Origin of the sequence: Syntrophomonas sp. UBA1041 (genome assembly GCF_002316705.1) — a bacterium.
In the GTDB taxonomy this organism is placed as follows: Bacteria; Bacillota; Syntrophomonadia; order Syntrophomonadales; family Syntrophomonadaceae; genus DTU019.
This window is the reverse complement of the sequence record NZ_DCEA01000099.1, coordinates 934-2093: the sequence shown is the minus strand read 5'-3', so window position 1 is coordinate 2093 and position 1160 is coordinate 934. Positions and strand designations below refer to the sequence as shown.

Genomic DNA, 1160 nt, shown 5'->3' with positions numbered 1-1160 from the left:
GGGTTTTAAAGCCCCGGTATTTTGTGTTACTTATCTAATTTTCTGTTTGTCCACATTTTTGTCCATCAAATCTATAGTTAGTTTCCTAAAATAATGTAGGCACTCCCGAAAGCAAAAGCATAATTCCTTCTATGGTTGCATATGGCTATTATAGCCATATATATGATAGAATGGAGGCATATAAACTTGGGAGGAATAAAAATGCCAGTATATACAATCAGTGATGCTAGAAATAAATTAAGCAGTTTACGGCATGAGGCGGCACAAGGGAAGGAGATTCTATTAGAGGATGCTAAACGCAGGGATGACCAGCCAGTTTCCATGATTGCCACCTTCTTGATTGACTCCCTGTGTGAGGAAAAGACGTTTTCTTTTGAATGGGTTGACACTCCGGGACAAGGAGGGGACTCGTATTCACTTTGGAATAAGGAAACAAATACATTTGGTATTGGCAGAACCCAGAGAGAAGCAGCTGAAAATTTTTTAGATAATATCCAGGAGTATGCTTTAGTATATTTTGACGACCTTCCCTTCTTCCTAAGCAAGAACAATCCAAGTAACAGCCATTACTGGTATCTGCGGAGGGTTTTAAGATGCAGTAATCGTAGCGATCTAGTTAATATGCTAGGCTTAGGAGAACATATCGAATAATGGGATATTCCTTCACCTGGAAAGATATTCAGAAAATCTGCACTGGCTTAGGTATGGAAAGACAAGGAAAGACCAATATATGGAAAGGCGTGGGGGCGACGGCATTAAACGCGCAGCCACTATACACCCCGACCACAAAGGGACATTGGGACCAGGACTGGCCTGTAGGATTGCAAAAGAACAATTGAAATTTCAGTCAATCGAAGATATGTATAGATATCTGCAAAACCTCTAAAACGACTCCCCCTTTTCAACCCGCCCCCAGAAAATATATACTCTCACTGCAGACCGCAATAAAAGCACTCCCGAAAAAAATTTCGGGATTTTTTATTTTGTTTTGCGGGGGCTATTTGGCTCTGGGGACAGTTTTGGGGACAAACCTTGATTTTCGGCAGCTGCTGCCATTGATGACAGAGATGGAATTTGCCCAATTAAAAGGATAAAAAAGCTTCATCAATGCTTCTTCCCGGCTGCTGATAATATTTTGGATTTTAAATTATAATGGTTGT

Annotated in this window: 1 protein-coding gene; it reads left to right on the top strand. The window is 40.6% G+C overall.

The annotated features are described in order from the left end of the window. The first annotated feature begins 141 nt into the window (after window positions 1-141). The gene (locus B2633_RS14360) at window positions 142-651 is read left to right on the top strand and encodes a hypothetical protein (protein WP_483171421.1); all 510 of its coding nucleotides are present in this window, start codon (window positions 142-144) and stop codon (window positions 649-651) included. The last annotated feature ends 509 nt before the right edge of the window (window positions 652-1160 follow it).

Bases quoted from the DNA above. Each gene is read 5' to 3' on its own strand.
- B2633_RS14360 (WP_483171421.1), top strand. From the start codon at position 142: ATGGCTATTATAGCCATATATATGATAGAATGGAGGCATATAAACTTG.